Here is a 15,005-nt window from a genome sequence, read left to right as displayed (position 1 = left end):
CCTTCGCGGACGATGACACTGAGAATGCGGGACCCGCGTGCCACAAGCTCGTCGTTGCAAGTGCAAAACAAAAAGGCCGGGATTGCTCCCGGCCTTTCGTCGTTATGAGGCGCCGCTTACTTCGCTTCCGCGCGCTTGGGCGGGGACGCCGGCCACGACTTGATCAGCGTGTCGTAGTCGACCGTCTCACCCTTCGGCTTCTCGTTGGCGAGCTTGCGCTGCGGCGCGATGGTGCCGTCCTTCTGGGCCTTGGCGTACCAGTATTCGGCGGTCTCCTTCTTGTGCAGCTTCGGACCGCAGGCGCCTTGCACGCCGGACTTCTCGAGGCGCTCCATGACGGAGTCCTGAGCGGCTGCGAGTGCATCCATCGCGGCTTGCGGCGTCTTCGCACCGGACGACGCATCGCCGATGTTCTGCCACCAGAGCTGCGCGAGCTTCGGATAGTCGGGCACGTTGTTGCCGGTCGGGGTCCACTGCACGCGCGCGGGCGAGCGGTAGAACTCGATCAGGCCGCCGAGCTTCGGTGCACGCTCGGTGAACGACTTGTCCCAGATGTCGGATTCACGGATGAAGGTGAGACCGACATGGCTCTTCTTCAGCGACACCGTCTTGGAGACAATGAACTGGAGATAGAGCCAGGCCGCCTTGCGGCGGTCTGCCGGGGTCGACTTCAACAGCGTGAGCGAGCCGGCGTCCTGGTAGCCGAGCTTCATGCCTTCCTTCCAGTACGAGCCGTGCGGCGACGGAGCCATACGCCATTTCGGCGTACCGTCCGCGTTCATCACGGCGATGCCGGGCTTCACCATGTCGGCGGTGAAGGCGGTGTACCAGAACATCTGCTGGGCGATGTTGCCCTGCGCCGGCACCGGACCGGACTCGGAGAAGGTCATGCCCTGGGCCTGCGGCGGGGCATACTTCTTCATCCACTCGAGGTACTTGGTGATCGAGTAAACCGCAGCCGGGCCGTTGGTGTCGCCACCACGCTCGACCGACGAGCCGACCGGACGGCAGCCTTCCATGCGGATGCCCCATTCGTCGACCGGCAGACCGTTCGGAATGCCCTTGTCGCCGTTGCCGGCCATCGACAGCCAGGCGTCGGTGAAACGCCAGCCGAGCGACGGGTCCTTCTTGCCATAGTCCATATGGCCGTAGACCTTGACGCCGTTGATCTCCTTGATGTCGTTGGTGAAGAACTCGGCGATGTCTTCGTAAGCCGACCAGTTCACGGGCACGCCGAGCTCGTAGCCATACTTGGCCTTGAACTTGGCCTTGTAGTCCGGGTTGGTGAACCAGTCATAGCGGAACCAATAGAGGTTCGCGAACTGCTGGTCGGGCAGCTGATAGAGCTTGCCGTCCGGCGCGGTGCCGAACGACTTGCCGATGAAGTCGTTGACGTCTAGCTGGGGATCGGTGACGTCCTTGCCCTCGCCGGTCATGTAATCCGACAGTGCGATGGTCTGGCCGTAGCGGAAGTGCGTGCCGATCAGATCGGAATCGTTGATCCAGCCGTCATAGACGTTCTTGCCGGACTGCATCTGGGTCTGCAGCTTCTCGACGACGTCACCTTCCTGGATGATGTCGTGCTTGAGCTTGATGCCGGTGAGCTCGGAGAACGCCTTCGCCAGCGTCTGCGACTCGTATTCGTGGGTCGCGATGGTCTCGGAGACGACGTTGATCTCCATGCCCTTGAAGGGCTCGGCGGCCTTGGCGAACCACTCCAGCTCCTTCTTCTGCTCGTCCTTCGACAGCGTCGAGGGCTGGAATTCCGCAATCCACTTCTGGATCGCGGCGTCGTCAGCGGCGCGGACCGGCGCCGAGACGGCGAACGACACCGCAACGATGGCGGCGGCGCTGGACATGGTCAGAAAGCTATTCTTGGTCAATGGACCTTTCCTTCTCCTAAACTGTCGCATGTTGTTCCTCCGTTGCAGCGACAAAATTTTATACAGGCCCGGGTTTGCCCCCGGATCTGGCCGTCCCTTCGCGAGCTTCAGACCGTGCGAAAAATGAGCACGGCCGTGGCCAGCGAAATCCCACTTGCGAGCCACAGGCTCGAAATCTCAAAACCTTCCTCGCCGACCGGCAGGGTGGCGAGTGTATCGGTGCCGGCGAAGGCGATCCACAGAAGGTGGATGACCGCCGCCGTGATCAGGGAGATGAACAGGCGATCGCCCCGCGTCGTCGGAATGCTGAGCACGCCGACGCGCTCGGCTTCGGGATAGACCGCGGCGAGGTACGTCATGACCGCGAGCGTGCAGGCGAGCGCCACGAAGAAGATCGCGGTCGGCAGCGTCCAGGCCATCCATGCAATAGATTCCATCGATGCCTCCCTAGACCCGACCGAGCGCGAAACCGCTCGCGATGTAATTGCGGACGAACCAGATCACGAGTGCGCCCGGGATGATGGTCAGCACGCCGGCCGCGGCCAGCAGGCCCCAGTCCATGCCCGCGGCCGACACCGTACGCGTCATGATCGCCGCGATCGGCTTTGCCTGCACCGAGGTCAGCGTCCGCGCGAGCAGGAGCTCGACCCAGGAGAACATGAAGCAGAAGAAGGCGGCAACGCCGATGCCGCTCGCGATCAGCGGCACCAGGATCCGAATGAAGAAGCGCGGAAACGAATAGCCGTCGAGGAAGGCGGTCTCGTCGATCTCGCGCGGCACGCCGGAGACGAAGCCTTCGAGGATCCACACCGCCAGCGGAACGTTGAAGATGCAATGCGCGAGCGCGACCGCCCAGGGCGTATCGAACAGGCCGATCGCCGAATAGAGGTTGAAGAACGGCAGCGCATAGACCGCCGCCGGGGCCATGCGGTTCGACAGCAGCCAGAAGAACAGATGCTTGTCGCCGAGGAAGCGGTAGCGCGAGAACGCGTAGGCCGCCGGCAGCGCCACCGAGATCGAGATGATCGTGTTGAGGACGACGTATTCCAGCGAATTGATGTAGCCGGAATACCAGCTCTCGTCGGTGAAGATGCGCCTGTAATGCTGCAGCGTCGGGGAATGCGGCCATAGCGTCATCGTCGAGACGATCTCGGCGTTGGTCTTGAAGCTCATGTTGACGAGCCAGTAGATCGGCAACAGCAGGAAGATCAGGAACAGCGCCATGATGACGCGACGGCCGGGAATCGAATGCATCAGGCCACTCCTTCCTTCGGCTTGAGCGCGGGCGCAGGCTGGAGCGCGCCAGCGAGCTTGGGCTCCGCCGCCGGCTCCTTCTCCGCCTGTGCCTTACGTTCGACGCCGGCATTGGTCATGACGGTGTAGAAGATCCAGCAGACGATCAGGATGATCAGATTGTAGACCAGCGACAGTGCTGCCGCCTTGCCGAGATCGAACTGGCCGAGCGCGATCTTGACGAGCTCGATCGACACGAAGGTGGTCGAGTTGCCGGGACCGCCGCCGGTGACGACGAACGGCTCGGTATAGATCATGAAACTGTCCATGAAGCGCAGCAGCACAGCGATCAGCAGCACGCGGTTCATCTTGGGCAGCTGGATCGCCTTGAACACGGCCCAGCGCGAGGCGCCGTCGATCTGCGCGGCCTGATAATAGGCCTCCGGGATCGACTTCAGGCCGGCATAGCAGAGTAGCGCAACGAGGCTGGTCCAGTGCCAGACGTCCATCACGATGACAGTGATCCAGGCGTCGACTGCGTTGGACACGTAGTTGTAGTCGAGGCCCATCGCATTGAGCGTATAGCCCATCAGACCGATGTCGGGCCGGCCAAAAATCTGCCAGATCGTGCCGACCACGTTCCACGGAATCAGCAGCGGCAGCGCGAGGATGACGAGGCAGGCCGCCACCGTCCAGCCCTGGCGTGGCATCGACAGCGCGACGACGATGCCGAGCGGCACCTCGATCGCGAGGATCACCATCGAGAAGAACAGATTGCGGCCGAGCGAGGCGAGGAAGCGGCCGCCGAGATCGGTCGAGGGATCGAGCAGTTCCTTGAACCAGCCGACGCCGTTCCAGAAGAACTGGTTGTTGCCGAAGGTGTCCTGCATCGAATAGTTCACGACCGTCATCAGCGGCAGCACCGCCGAGAAGGCCACGACCAGGAACACCGGCAGCACCAGGAACCAGGCTTTTTGGTTGACGGTCTTGTCCATCAGGCGGCTCCCTCCACCAGAAGGCTGTTGGCATAGACGTGGACATGCGCCGGATCGAATCTCAGCCCGGCGGTGCCGTCCGCGCTGGTGAATCCCGCCGGCGCGCGCGCCGCGATCTTGGCCTCGCCGATGCGGACGCGCGCGAAGCGGATGCGGCCGAGGTCGTCGATGCGGTCGATCTTCGCGGTGAGCAACCCGGGTGCGGGCGCGACGGCATCGACGAACTCCGGACGCACGCCGATCTCGATCTTGGCGCCGGCAGGCAGGTTGTTATAGCTGCGGTGGAGCGCGATGACATTCCCACCGATGCGCGCCTCGCGACCCTTCACCTCGGCCGGCAGGATGTTCATGCCGGGCGAGCCGATGAAATAGCCTACGAAGGTGTGCGCCGGCTTGTCGAACAGCTCGGCGGGCGTGCCGCTCTGCACCACGCGGCCGTCATGCATGACGACAACGGTGTCGGCGAAGGTCAGCGCCTCGGTCTGGTCGTGGGTGACGTAGATCATCGTGAGATCCAGCTCGCGATGCAGCGCCTTCAACTTGGAGCGGAGCTGCCATTTCAGCTCGGGATCAATCACGGTCAGCGGCTCGTCGAACAGCACCGCGGCGACGTCGGAGCGGACCAGGCCGCGGCCGAGCGAGATTTTTTGCTTGGCATCCGCCGTGAGGCGCGTCGCCTTGCGATTGAGATAGGGCTCAAGGTCGAGCAGGCGGCCGATCTCGGCAACGCGCTTGTCGATCTCGGCCTTCGGCACGCCGCGGTTCTTCAGCGGAAACGCCAGGTTCTGCCCCACCGTCATGGTGTCGTAGATCACCGGAAACTGGAACACCTGGGCGATGTTGCGCTTCTGGGTTGACAACGGTGTGATGTCCTGGCCGTCGAACAGGATTTTCCCCCGCGACGGCGTGATGATGCCGGAGATGACGTTGAGCAGCGTGGTCTTGCCGCAGCCGGACGGCCCGAGCAGCGCATAAGCACCGCCCTGCCGCCAGGTCATGGTCACCGGCTTCAGCGCAAAGCTTTCCTGCGGCGCATCATTGCCGCCGTAGGAGTGGGCGAGATCGACGAGGTCAATGCGGGCCATATCGCATCTCCCTCCTTACGAGCTCGGCGCGGCGACCAGGCGGTCGGCCGCGTCGAACACGAAAACGTCGTTGGGATCGAGCACGGCATCGATGGTCTGGCCGGGCTCGAACTCGTGCACGCCGTGCAGCACCGCCACCCAGTTCGATCCGTCGCGGGTCAAGTGCACGAAACTCTCCGAACCGGTGATCTCGGTCACCGTCACCGTGGCATGGAAGGCGTGGCGGTCGGCCTCGCCATTGGCGAGGGCCAGCTGATGGGCGCGGAAGCCGACGCGATAGGCGCCGTCGGCGAGCGATGAATAGAGACCGGAGGCCGGCGCGGCGATGCCGCCCGCATATTGCACAGAGCCGTTCTTCTTCTCGATGCCGACGAGGTTGAGCGGCGGATCGGAGAACACCTGGGCGACACGCAGCGTCTGCGGACGGCGGTAGACGTTCGGCGTCTCGCCGATCTGGAGCGCCTGCCCCTCCCACATGCAGACCGTGTTGCCGCCAAGCAGCAGCGCCTCGGTCGGCTCGGTCGTGGCATAGACGAAGATCGCGCCGGACGCCTCGAAGATGCGCGGCAGCTCGGTACGCAGCTCCTCGCGCAGCTTGTAGTCGAGATTGGCGAGCGGTTCGTCGAGCAGCACGAGGTCGGCGCCCTTCACCAGCGCGCGCGCCATCGCGGTGCGCTGCTGCTGGCCGCCGGAGAGCTGGAGCGGCGTGCGTTTCAGGAACGGCTCGAGCCGGAGCAGCTTTGCTGCTTCCGCCACGCGCTTCTCGATCTCCTCGCGCGGCTTGCCCTGCACGCGCAAGGGCGAGGCGATGTTCTCGTAGACCGAGAGCGAGGGGTAGTTGATGAACTGCTGATAGACCATCGCGACCGAACGCTGGCGCACGTCGACACCGGTGACGTCCTTGCCGTTGACCAGCACCTTGCCCGAGGTCGGCTTGTCGAGGCCGGCGAGCAGCCGCATGATCGAGGTCTTGCCTGACAGCGTCGGCCCGAGCAGCACGTTGAGCGTGCCGCTCTCGAGCGTCAGCGAGACGTCGCGGATGTGAGGTATCCCCTCGACGGTCCGGGTCACATGATCGAGCGTCACGGTCATGGGCGTCCTCCCGCTTCCAGCAGGGGACTTTGCGGCACAGTATGGGTTGCAATCCAGTCGTTCAATGCAGCGATCTCATCGGCAGATAGTCGCAGGCCAAGCTTGGAGCGGCGCCAGACGATATCTTCCGCCGTAACCGCCCATTCATTGGCCATGAGGTAGCGGACCTCGCGCTCGGTCAGTGTCGCGCCAAAGGCCTGGCCGAGATCGGCCGCCGACTTCGCATCGCCGAGCAGCTTGATGGCACGGGTGCCGTAAGCACGGGCGAGACGCCGGGCGTGCTCGAGGCTGAGGAAGGGATAGCCGCGCTGGAGCTCGGCGATCAGGCCGTCGACGTCGGACACGCCCATGTCGCCGCCGGGCAGCGGCCATTTGCCAGTCCAGCCTTCGCGCGCTTTCGCACTGCGAAGATAGGGCGCGAGCCGTTCCAGCGCCTCTTCGGCGAGCCGGCGGTAGGTCGTGATCTTGCCGCCATAGATCGAAAGCAGCGGCACGCCACCGGGTGTGTCGAGCTCGAACACGTAGTCGCGCGTCGCGGCCTTGGCTTCGCTGGCGCCGTCGTCATACAGCGGCCGCACGCCGGAATAGGTCCAGACCACGTCCGCTGAAGTCACCGGCTTGGCCAGATACTCGCTCGCGGCGGCGCAGAGGTACTCGATCTCTTCGGGCGTCGCCTTCACCTTGGCGGGATCGCCGTCGTAGTCGCGGTCGGTGGTGCCGATCAGCGTAAAGTCGTCCTGGTACGGGATCACGAAGATGATGCGGCCGTCCGCGTTCTGGAACATGTAGGCGCGGTCGTGGTCATAGAGTTTCTTGACCACGATGTGCGAGCCCTGCACCAGGCGCACCTTGGCTTTCGCGTTGACGCCGGCGCCGCGGCCGAGCACATCCTCGACCCAGGGGCCGCCGGCATTGACGAGCGCGCGGGCCTGGACCTGTGAACGCTCGCCGGTCAGCGTGTTGACCATGCCGACGGTCCAGATGCCGCCGGACTGCTTGATATCCGTCGCGCGGGTGCGGGTGCGGATCTCGGCGCCCTTGTCGGCGGCATCGCGCGCGTTGAGCACGACGAGACGGGCGTCGTCGACGAAGCAGTCGGAATATTCGAACGCGCGGCTGTAGCGGCTCGGGATCAGCGGACGGCCGACCTCGTCGCGCCTGAGATCTACCGAACGCGTCGCCGGCAACAGGTGCCGGCCGCCGATATGGTCATAGAGGAAGAGGCCGAGGCGCAGCAGCCAGGCCGGACGCAGGCCGGCGTGATGCGGCAAAACGAAACGCAGCGGACGGATGATATGGGGCGCGATGCCCCAGAGGATCTCGCGCTCGATCAGCGCCTCGCGGACCAGGCGAAACTCGTAATATTCGAGATAGCGCAGGCCGCCATGCACCAGCTTGGTCGACCAGGACGAGGTCCCGCTCGCCAAATCGTTCATTTCGCACAGGAAGACCGTGTTGCCACGGCCCACCGCGTCGCGCGCGATGCCGCAGCCGTTAACACCGCCTCCGATAATGGCGAGGTCGAAAATACGCTCCAACAGACGCATCCCCCGGCGACCGCTCGTTCCTTCGAGCGACTACTTTCGTTTTTGATTAGATCACACCGAAAAACGAAAGCAAGATGAAAGAGAGGCGAAAGGAAGTGAAAGAGGAACTTTTTTGGTGGGCAATCGGCTGTCGAAACGAGCAATCCAGACGGCAATTCGAGAAGCACTGTTGCTCTTGAATAGCCATCCGCAATCAATATAGTCATAATAGTCATATTGGTTATATTCGGCATGACAGACCGCAGCCCCGCTCCCGATTCGCCGCCGGCTGACACGTGGACGCTGGCCAATGCCAAGGCACGCCTGTCCGAGGTGGTCGATCGCGCCCAAACGGGTCCCCAGATCATCACCCGGCACGGCAGGCCCAATGCCGTGGTCGTTTCCGCGGATGAATGGGCGCGAAAGACGGCGCGCAAAGGCACGCTGGCCGAATTCCTGCTGGCTTCGCCGCTGCGCGGTGCCGACCTCGAACTTGAACGGGTGCAGGATGAACCGCGCGACGAGATGCCGTGAACCTGCTCCTCGACACCAACGCGCTGTCGGAGGTTCAGCGGCCGGCGCCTTCCCCGAGGGTCTTGGCATGGCTCGATACGGTCGATGAGGATCGCACGTTCATCAGCGTTGCCTCGATCGCCGAGCTTCGCCGCGGCATCGCCCTGCTTGATGATGGCCGTCGCCGCGCCGCACTGGCCGCTTGGCTCGCCCACGACCTGCCGGCTCGGTTCGCGCAGCGCATCCTGCCGATCGACCACGCGGTCGCCGAGCGCTGGGGCGATCTGATGGCGCAGAGCCGTCGCACTGGCGTTGCGTTGTCCGTGACGGACGGCTTCTTTGCAGCCACCGCGTTCGCCAATAATCTCACGCTCGTCACACGCAATGTGAAGGATTTCGCGGCCTTCGGCGTTCCGCTGCTCAACCCGTGGAGCGGCGCCTAAGCCGCTATCTCAGCCGCACCACCGGCGCGGCTTCCGGTGCCGCATCCTGAGCATCGGCGGTCGCATCATCGATATCCGCCCCCTTCGGCATCGCCGCCATCACCTCGATGCCCTTGCTGTGGCAGATGGTGGCGAGGCGCTCGGGCAGCTCCTGGTCGGTCACGAAGGTCTGGATCTGGGTGATATGGGCGATGCGCACCGGCGCGCTGCGGCGCAGCTTGGTGGAGTCGGCAACCAGCATGACGCTGCGGGCATTGGCGATGATGGCTTGCGCCACCTGCACCTCGCGATAGTCGAAGTCGAGCAGCGCGCCCTCCTCGTCGATCGCGGACGCCCCGATGATGGCGTAGTCGACCTTGAACTGGCCGATGAGCTGCGTCGCGGTCGAGCCGACCACGGCACCGTCGGCCCGCCGCACCGTGCCGCCGGCGACCACCACCTCGATGCGGGGATGGCGGTAGAGCAGCATCGCGACGTTGAGATTGTTGGTGATGACGAGGAGATCTTCGTGCGAGGTCAGCGCGCTCGCCACCTCCTCGGTCGTGGTGCCGATGTTGATGAAGAGCGAGCAGCCGTTCGGGATCAGCGAGGCGGCAGCAGCCCCGATCGCCTTCTTTTCGTCGGCGGCGACGAACCGCCTCGCCTCGTAGGCGAGGTTTTCGACGCCGGAGGCGATGATGGCGCCGCCGTGGATACGGGTCAGCGAGCGGCGCTCGCAGAGATCGTTGAGATCCTTGCGGATCGTCTGCGCCGAGACCTCGAACCGGCGCGCGAGCTCCTCGACCATGACGCGCCCCGAGGCGCGCGCGATGTTGAGGATTTCGGCTTGGCGATGGGTCAATCCGGTCACGGCGATGGCCTCAAATTAGGAAGGCGCATGGTGCGGCGGTTCGCACGTTCGGTCAATGCGCTCGGCGATCACGGTTAACGGACAAGGCCTCTCACCATGCCATCGCGGCGGCGAGACGCGCGAGCAGTTCCGGATCGTCGAACGCGCTGGAGGAGGCAACCGCGCCGGCGCCAACAAGGTCCGCATGGCCGAGGCTCGTCCGGATGCCGATGGTCGGAATGCCGGCGGCCGTCGCCGACTGCACGCCGGAGCGGGAATCCTCGAACGCGATCGAAGCCGTCGCGCGCCCACCGACGAAACGCAGCCCCTCCTGATAGGGCAGCGGGTGCGGCTTGCCGTGCGGCAGCTCGTCGCCGATCACGAGCGCCCTGAAGCGGTGCGTGATGCCGAGACCGGAGAGCAGCAGCTCGGCATTCAGACGCGGCGCGTTGGTCACGGCGACCATGGGAATGCCGGCGGCATCCGCGCGGTCGAGCAGCGCCATCAGACCCGGAAGCGGCTCGATCTGTCCGGCGACGAGTGTGCGGAAGACGACCTCCTTCTCTCCGAGGATCACGGCGCGCCGTTCCGCGGTTTCGTCGGGCAGAAAGCGCTCGCCGATCGACGCATTGGCGAAGCCTTGCAGCTCCCTGGAGAAGCGCGCGTGATCGAACACATGGCCGCGCGGCCCAAGCACCTGGTTGAACGCCTTGAGGTGCAGCGGGTCGGTGTTGGCCAGCGTGCCGTCGATGTCGAACAGCAGCGCCCTGCCCGTCGCTTGCCCCCGCGCCCGCCCTTTGGCCTCGATCATTTCCGTACTTTCCCGAATGCACGATGCATCAATGCGAAACACGTATCAATGCAGCCCCGATCGCGCAATGACGCATCGACATGACCGCCACGCGACACTCGACAAAGTCGCGCGCGGCTGCAACACTCGGCGCAAGATCAAAAAGGAGGAAACGATGACGATCAACCGACGCGATCTGGCTCTCTCGACTCTTGCTGTCTCAAGCCTTGCGGTCTCTGCGCTCGCTCTCACGCCGGCGCTGGCTGCTTCGGCGGACGAGGAAGCCGTGGCGAAGAAGGTCGAGGCCTTCCGCCTCGCCCAGATCGCGGCCGATCCCAAGGCGCTCGGCGCGCTCTGCGCCGACGAGGTGAGCTACAGCCATTCCAACGGCAAGGTCGAGGACAAGGCGACCTTCATCACCAACGCCACCGACGGCAAATCAAAATTCCTGTCGATCGAGTACAAGGACCCGACCATCAAGGTCGTCGGCCCGGCCGCGATCGTGCGCTTCCACTGGATGGGTGAACAGGAGATGGCGGCCGATGGGAAGAAAGTGTCGACCAATCTTCACATCCTGATGAACTGGCAGAAGCAGGGCGACGATTGGAAGCTGCTGTCGCGGGCTGCGACGAAGTTGTGATCGGTGCTCTTACCCTCTCCCCCTGCGGGAGAGGGTGGCATAGGCGGCCTTCGGCCACCGTTTCTGAGAACGCCGAAGCTTTGCTTCGGCGTTCTCTTAGCAACGGCCGCCGAAGGCGGCCTATGCACCTTCTCCCACATCCGCCTTCGCCAAGGCTTCGGCGGACATGATGGGAGAAGAAAGAAGGCCGCAGCATCAGGGGCTGCAAAATTCCGACCACGCTTTGCGCGTCAGAAATCGCGCCACCTCTCGCAATGCGAGCGCATTGCGACCTGACGCTCGACAAAATCAAGTGCGGCTGCAACAGTGGGCGCAAGATCAAGAACGGAGGACACGATGACACTGAATCGCGATCATGCCGCCATAACGGACCACGAGGCGGTGGCAAGAAACGTCGAGGCATTTCGTCTCGCCCAGATCGCGGCCGACCCGGAAGCGCTCAGCGCGCTATGCGCGGATGATCTGAGCTACAGCCACTCCAACGGCTTCCTCGAGGACAGGGCGGCCTTCGTCGCCAACGCCACCGACGGCAAGACGGAGTTCCTGTCGATTACGTACAAGGACCCGACCATCAAGATCGTCGGCCCCGTCGCGATCGTGCGCTTCCATTGGCTGGCCGAGATGATGACCGGCGGACAGAAAGTGGCAAACAGCCTTCATATCCTGATGAACTGGCTGAAGCAGGGCGACGATTGGAAGCTGTTGTCACGCTCCGCGACGAAGTTGTGATCGACGCTCTTACCCCTCCCCCCTGTGGGAGAGGGTGGCTCGCCGCGACAGCTGCGAGACGGATGAGGGGTTCCCCCGCGGGCGACCCTCTCACGATTGAATTCGCGGATAGAAACCCCTCATCCAGCGCTATAGCCGAAGCTTTGCTTCGGCGTTCTCTTAGCAACGGCCGCCGAAGGCGGCCTATGCACCTTCTCCCACATCCGCCTTCGCCAAGGCTTCGGCGGACATGAAGGGAGAAGGAAAAGGCAGCGGCATCAAGGGCTGCAAAAAATTCCGACCACGCTTTGCGCGTCAGAAATCACCAGCGGAAGGCGCCTACGCCGCTTCCTTCACGTCGCCGTTAACCAGCTTGCGCGCGGCGCGTTCTGCTTCGCGGGCGTTGCGGAAAAGCTGGCCTTCAAGGCGATTGAAGCGGTGCGACGAGGCGAAGAAACAATAGCCTCCCTGAGAACGAACGACGATACCTGCGGTTTGCGAGTCGACTTCGATAATGTAGCTGTCCGGCATGGTCCGTAGATTCCTCAGTGCGGGCAAATAACGGTAATCCTGCCCAAAGGTTCCTGAGCATTTGAGACCGTTTCCACCCCGAATCGACACGCAATTGAGTACGCCGGGACCTCATCCGTTTTATGACTTGTTCTTGGCGAAGCCGCGACGCGATGACTCAGTCGCGCCGCGTTTGGCGTGCCGCAAGTTTTCGTGAGCTGGGGCAGAGCGTCGCGCGCGATTACGTCGCGATCGGCGGATCGTTGCGCTGGATCGCTTGCGGACGGCCGTCATCATCGATCGAGACGTAGGTGAAATGCCCGTCGGTGACGAGGATCGGCTGGAGCTCCCTGCGCCGCAGCGCCCAGGCTTCGAGATGCACGGTCATCGAGGTGCGGCCCACGCGGACGAGATTGGCATAGACCGAAACGAGATCGCCGACATAGACCGCTTTGCGAAAATTCATCGCCTCGATCGCCACGGTGACCGTGCGCGACCTCGCGAGCTTCGATGCGAACACGCCGCCGCCGACATCCATCTGGCTGAGCAGCCAGCCGCCGAAGATGTCGCCGTTGGCGTTGGTGTCGGCAGGCATTGCCAGCGTGCGAATGCAGAGATCGCCGCTCGGCTCGGTGTCGGACGTTTCGGTCATGTCGGTCTCACTTGAAATTGTCCCAGCCCGGATCGGGCGCAAAGCGCCCGCCGAATCGCTCGGCCAGCGCGCGCAGGGTGGATACGACATTTTCCACGCCGCGCGTGCGCGCGTAGTTCAGCGGACCGCCGCGGAACGGTGCATATCCGGTGCCGAAGATCATGGCGCCGTCGACCATATCGGGATCATCAACAATCCCCTCGCGCAGCGCCGCGACGCAGACGTTGGACATCGGCAGCACCAGGCGGTCGATCATCTGGTCGGTGACGCGTGGGCCGGTCTCGGGCAACGGCGCCTTCTCCGCCTTGCCGTCCTTCCAGGTGTAGAATCCCTTGCCCGTCTTGCGGCCAAGCTCGCCCTTGGCGACCTTCTCGCGCAGCCAGGCCGGCGTCGGCGGGAGCAGATCGCCGAACTTGGTACGCAGCATGTCGCCGACGTCGAGGCAGATGTCGAGTCCGACCTGGTCGGCGAGCTCGATCGGCCCCATCGGCATGCCGAACTGCTCGGCCGCCGCGTCGATCAGGCGCTGGTCGATCTTCTCGTCCAACATCACCATCGCCTCCAGCATGTAGGGCGTCAGCGCACGGTTGACGAGGAAGCCGGGCGAGCTCTTCACGGCAAGCGGCAGACGGTCGATCGCGCCGACGAAGGCGAGCGCTTCCTTGAGCACCTGCGCGTCGTTGCCATCATGGCTGACGACCTCGACCAGTTGCAGCCGCGACACCGGGTTGAAGAAGTGCAGGCCGACGAGGCGCTCGGGCCGCGCCAGCGTGGTGCGCAAATCCTGGAGCGGAATGCTCGACGTGTTGGTCGCGAGGATCGCGCCCGGCTTCATCTTCGGCTCGAGGCCGGCATAGACCTTCTGCTTCAGCTCGAGCTTTTCCGGCACCGCTTCGATGATGAGATCGGCGTTGCGAACGCCCTCGCCGTCCATGTCGGGGATCAGACGATCCAGCGCATCGCGCACCTCGGTCGGCTTGCGGATGATCTTGCCGTAGAGATCGGCGGCGCGCTTCACCGCGCCGCCGATCGGCTCCGCCTTCATGTCCGCGAGCGAGACGCGCAGCCCCTGTCCCGCACACCAGGCCGCAATATCACCGCCCATGGCGCCGGCGCCGATGACGTGAACATGTTTGACCGCATTGCCGCCGCCGGCCGTCTTCTTCATCTGCTCCCGCAGGAAGAACACGCGGATCAAATTCTGCGCGGTCGGCGTCACCATCAGCCTGGCGAACGAGGCCTGCTCGGCCTTCAGCATCGCGGCCTTGCTGCCGCCATGGGTCTCCCAGAGATCGATCAGCGCGTAAGGGGCCGGATAGTGCTCGCGCGACGCGGCCTTCGCCGCCTCCGAGCGCATGCGCCTGGCCAGCAGCCCGCGCACGGGACCGAAATTGGCCGCGTGAGTCAGAAGGCCAGGACGCGCCCGCGTCAAGCGGCCGAACAGTGCATCCTTCACCGCGTTACGGACGTGCCGCTCCTGCGTCACGGTATCGACGAGGCCGAGCGATCTGGCGCGGCGCGCATCGATGGTGCGGCCGGTCAGCATCAGCGCCATCGACTGGGTCGGGTTCACCAGCGCGGTGAAGCGCGCGGTGCCACCGAGGCCGGGATGCAGGCCGAGCATCACCTCCGGGAAGCCGAAGCGCGCGCCGTCGATCGCGATCCGCGACTGGCAGGCCAGCGCGACCTCCAGCCCGCCGCCGAGACAGAAGCCGTGGATGACCGCGACCGTCGGCAGCTTCAGCGCCTCCAGATGATCAACCACCGCATGCGCCGCGCGGATGCGTGTCTCGACCATCTCGGGATCGCTGGCACCGCGGAATTCGTTGACGTCGGCGCCGGCAATGAAGCCGGACGGCTTTGCCGAGCGGATCACAAGGCCTGCAGGACGTTCGGTCTCGATCGCCGCGAGCACGGCATCGAACTCCTCCATCACGTCCGCGGACAGCGTATTGGCGCTAGCATCTGCGCGGTCGAACAGCAGCCAGGCGACGCCGTCGGCATCGCGCGTCAACTTGAAGTGCCTGTAGGGGCTATCAGTCGCGGGCCTGGGCCCAAGCTCCAGCACGCGGTCGCCGAGTGCGGTCATGATCCTGGAATCCATGG

The 15,005-nt window shown here is 64.3% G+C and carries 16 protein-coding genes; 4 read left to right on the top strand and 12 right to left on the bottom strand.

Annotated features, from left to right (window positions below):
* Nucleotides 1-116 precede the first annotated feature (116 nt).
* From AB7008_RS12300 to glpD, 7 genes are all read right to left on the bottom strand, one after another.
* Nucleotides 117-1,859 carry an ABC transporter substrate-binding protein gene (locus AB7008_RS12300; RefSeq protein ID WP_038937251.1) on the bottom strand — a complete coding sequence of 581 codons (1,743 nt, stop codon included), beginning with the start codon at nucleotides 1,857-1,859 and terminating at the stop codon, nucleotides 117-119.
* Nucleotides 1,860-1,990: 131 nt separating this feature from the next.
* Entirely contained in the window at nucleotides 1,991-2,320 is a 330-nt protein-coding gene (locus AB7008_RS12295) for a DUF2160 domain-containing protein (protein WP_014497439.1), read from the bottom strand.
* Nucleotides 2,321-2,330: 10 nt separating this feature from the next.
* Nucleotides 2,331-3,137, bottom strand: coding sequence for a carbohydrate ABC transporter permease (locus AB7008_RS12290; protein ID WP_441258873.1), 807 nt, complete (start codon nucleotides 3,135-3,137; stop codon nucleotides 2,331-2,333).
* A complete protein-coding gene (locus tag AB7008_RS12285; RefSeq protein ID WP_028160307.1) occupies nucleotides 3,137-4,111 on the bottom strand; it encodes a carbohydrate ABC transporter permease in 975 nt (324 codons plus the stop codon). The genes AB7008_RS12290 and AB7008_RS12285 overlap by 1 nt, the downstream gene beginning before the upstream one ends.
* A complete protein-coding gene (locus tag AB7008_RS12280; RefSeq protein WP_441258872.1) occupies nucleotides 4,111-5,196 on the bottom strand; it encodes an ABC transporter ATP-binding protein in 1,086 nt (361 codons plus the stop codon). The genes AB7008_RS12285 and AB7008_RS12280 overlap by 1 nt, the downstream gene beginning before the upstream one ends.
* A 15-nt stretch (nucleotides 5,197-5,211) precedes the next feature.
* Nucleotides 5,212-6,288 (bottom strand): ABC transporter ATP-binding protein, encoded by a 1,077-nt coding sequence (locus AB7008_RS12275; protein WP_028160309.1) that lies wholly within the window; start codon nucleotides 6,286-6,288, stop codon nucleotides 5,212-5,214.
* Nucleotides 6,285-7,835, bottom strand: coding sequence for a glycerol-3-phosphate dehydrogenase (glpD, locus tag AB7008_RS12270; protein ID WP_028160310.1), 1,551 nt, complete (start codon nucleotides 7,833-7,835; stop codon nucleotides 6,285-6,287). The genes AB7008_RS12275 and glpD overlap by 4 nt, the downstream gene beginning before the upstream one ends.
* Before the next feature lie 231 nt (nucleotides 7,836-8,066).
* Between glpD and AB7008_RS12265 the strand changes: the two genes are divergently transcribed.
* Together AB7008_RS12265 and AB7008_RS12260 are read left to right on the top strand one after the other, a co-directional pair.
* Nucleotides 8,067-8,348 (top strand): type II toxin-antitoxin system Phd/YefM family antitoxin, encoded by a 282-nt coding sequence (locus AB7008_RS12265; RefSeq protein WP_304492964.1) that lies wholly within the window; start codon nucleotides 8,067-8,069, stop codon nucleotides 8,346-8,348.
* On the top strand, nucleotides 8,345-8,770 hold the full coding sequence (locus AB7008_RS12260; RefSeq protein ID WP_304492963.1) for a type II toxin-antitoxin system VapC family toxin: 426 nt from the start codon (nucleotides 8,345-8,347) through the stop codon (nucleotides 8,768-8,770). Before AB7008_RS12265 ends, AB7008_RS12260 begins: the two co-directional genes overlap by 4 nt.
* A gap of 4 nt (nucleotides 8,771-8,774) precedes the next feature.
* Here the strand turns inward: AB7008_RS12260 and AB7008_RS12255 are convergent, their stop codons facing one another.
* Both AB7008_RS12255 and AB7008_RS12250 read right to left on the bottom strand, forming a co-directional pair.
* Nucleotides 8,775-9,620, bottom strand: a complete 846-nt coding sequence (locus tag AB7008_RS12255; protein ID WP_014497447.1) for a DeoR/GlpR family DNA-binding transcription regulator — start codon at nucleotides 9,618-9,620, stop codon at nucleotides 8,775-8,777.
* Between the two features lie 91 nt (nucleotides 9,621-9,711).
* Entirely contained in the window at nucleotides 9,712-10,410 is a 699-nt protein-coding gene (locus AB7008_RS12250) for an HAD family hydrolase (RefSeq protein ID WP_441258871.1), read from the bottom strand.
* A gap of 154 nt (nucleotides 10,411-10,564) precedes the next feature.
* Here AB7008_RS12250 and AB7008_RS12245 point away from each other — a divergent pair, with 154 nt between their 5' ends.
* Nucleotides 10,565-11,029 carry a nuclear transport factor 2 family protein gene (locus AB7008_RS12245; RefSeq protein WP_014497449.1) on the top strand — a complete coding sequence of 155 codons (465 nt, stop codon included), beginning with the start codon at nucleotides 10,565-10,567 and terminating at the stop codon, nucleotides 11,027-11,029.
* 336 nt (nucleotides 11,030-11,365) lie between these two features.
* Nucleotides 11,366-11,758 (top strand): nuclear transport factor 2 family protein, encoded by a 393-nt coding sequence (locus tag AB7008_RS12240; RefSeq protein WP_248881644.1) that lies wholly within the window; start codon nucleotides 11,366-11,368, stop codon nucleotides 11,756-11,758.
* A 318-nt stretch (nucleotides 11,759-12,076) separates the two neighbouring features.
* On the opposite strand, the gene AB7008_RS12235 is transcribed toward AB7008_RS12240, so the two are convergent.
* The 3 genes from AB7008_RS12235 to AB7008_RS12225 form a co-directional block, all read right to left on the bottom strand.
* Entirely contained in the window at nucleotides 12,077-12,268 is a 192-nt protein-coding gene (locus AB7008_RS12235) for a hypothetical protein (RefSeq protein ID WP_028134810.1), read from the bottom strand.
* A gap of 220 nt (nucleotides 12,269-12,488) precedes the next feature.
* Nucleotides 12,489-12,899, bottom strand: coding sequence for an acyl-CoA thioesterase (locus AB7008_RS12230; RefSeq protein WP_028160315.1), 411 nt, complete (start codon nucleotides 12,897-12,899; stop codon nucleotides 12,489-12,491).
* A gap of 7 nt (nucleotides 12,900-12,906) precedes the next feature.
* The gene (locus AB7008_RS12225; protein WP_441258870.1) at nucleotides 12,907-15,003 is read right to left on the bottom strand and encodes a 3-hydroxyacyl-CoA dehydrogenase NAD-binding domain-containing protein; all 2,097 of its coding nucleotides are present in this window, start codon (nucleotides 15,001-15,003) and stop codon (nucleotides 12,907-12,909) included.
* Between the last annotated feature and the right edge of the window lie 2 nt (nucleotides 15,004-15,005).

Source organism: Bradyrhizobium sp. 521_C7_N1_3 (assembly GCF_052075975.1).
GTDB classification, from domain to species: domain Bacteria; phylum Pseudomonadota; class Alphaproteobacteria; order Rhizobiales; family Xanthobacteraceae; genus Bradyrhizobium; species Bradyrhizobium japonicum.
This window is presented reverse-complemented; position numbering and strand designations above follow the sequence as displayed.